We start from the raw sequence: 1,206 nt of genomic DNA, 5'->3' as shown, positions 1-1,206 counted from the left end.
TTAGTGTTTGCGCTATTTTTTTGTATTAGCGTGTAAGGGTTTGCGTGGATTATTTTTCGTGTTTTGTTTTTTTGGTTATTTTGTCGTTAATGTGAGGGGCCAGATGCGTAGTGTAACGGGTTACGGCGGGCGGCAGCGTCAGATGGTAAAAAGAGCCAGGGGTGGGGGAACTCCCTATTCAGCAAAAAGACCCCGGTAGATGCCGACCTTGGTCGGCACACGCAGATTCCGATGCCGACCAAGGTCGGCACCTACCAAATGAGTGGGTCAGAACCGGTTGTCGCCGTCCAGCATCCGGCCCAGGCCGCCCAGTACCGAGCCTTCGCCGCGGCTCTGGCCACCGCCCTGCGGCGCGGCCATCCACATGCGGCCGGCCAGGCGCGAGAACGGCAGCGACTGCAGCCAGACCTTGCCCGGACCGGTCAGCGTGGCCAGGAACACGCCCTCGCCGCCGAACAGCATGCTCTTGACGCCGGCCACCCGGCGCACGTCCATGTCCACGGTGGGGTGGTAGGCCACCACGCAGCCGGTATCCACGTCCAGGCGCTCGCCCGCGGCCAGCTCGCGTTCCACCACGCAGCCGCCGGCGTGGATGAACACCCAGCCGTCGCCCTCCAGCTTCTGCATGATGAAACCTTCGCCGCCGAACAGGCCGGTCATGATCTTGCGCTGGAACTGCACGCCGATCTGCACGCCGCGCGCGCCGGCCAGGAAGCTGTCCTTCTGGCAGATCAGGCGGCCGCCATGCTGGTCCAGCTTCATTGCCAGTACGGTGCCGGGGTAGGGCGCGGCGAAGGCGACCTTGCCCTTGCCGTGGCCGCTCTGGGTGTAGACGGTGGCGAACAGGCTCTCGCCGGTCAGCACGCGCTTGCCGGCGGCCATCACCTTGCCCATGAAGCCGCCGCCCTGGTCGCCGTTGGCGGCGCCGAACACCGTGTCCATCTGCACGGTGGCGTCCTTGAACATCAGTGCGCCGGCCTCGGCGATGGCGCTCTCGCCGGGGTCGAGCTCGATCTCCACGAACTGCATTTCATGGCCGACGATGCGGAATTCGATGTCGTCGGCGCGGCTGCTGGCGGCGGCGGGGACCGGCGGCGGGGGGTTGGGCATGCCCGGGGCCGCGGCCTGCAGTTCGGGCCCCCCGGCAACCAGGGGCACCCGCCCCATCCCTGGGACCCGGCCCGGGGGGGGGGGGGTCCCTTTTCA

At 66.7% G+C, this 1,206-nt stretch carries 1 pseudogene; it reads right to left on the bottom strand.

The window, feature by feature from the left end:
• Positions 1–267 precede the first annotated feature (267 nt).
• Positions 268–1,146 (bottom strand): annotated as a pseudogene (locus EKL94_RS22120) (TIGR00266 family protein); the annotation flags it as partial.
• Positions 1,147–1,206 lie beyond the last annotated feature (60 nt).

Origin of the sequence: Stenotrophomonas maltophilia (assembly GCF_003970865.1) — a bacterium.
GTDB classification, from domain to species: Bacteria; Pseudomonadota; Gammaproteobacteria; order Xanthomonadales; family Xanthomonadaceae; genus Stenotrophomonas; species Stenotrophomonas maltophilia_AR.
This window is presented reverse-complemented; position numbering and strand designations above follow the sequence as displayed.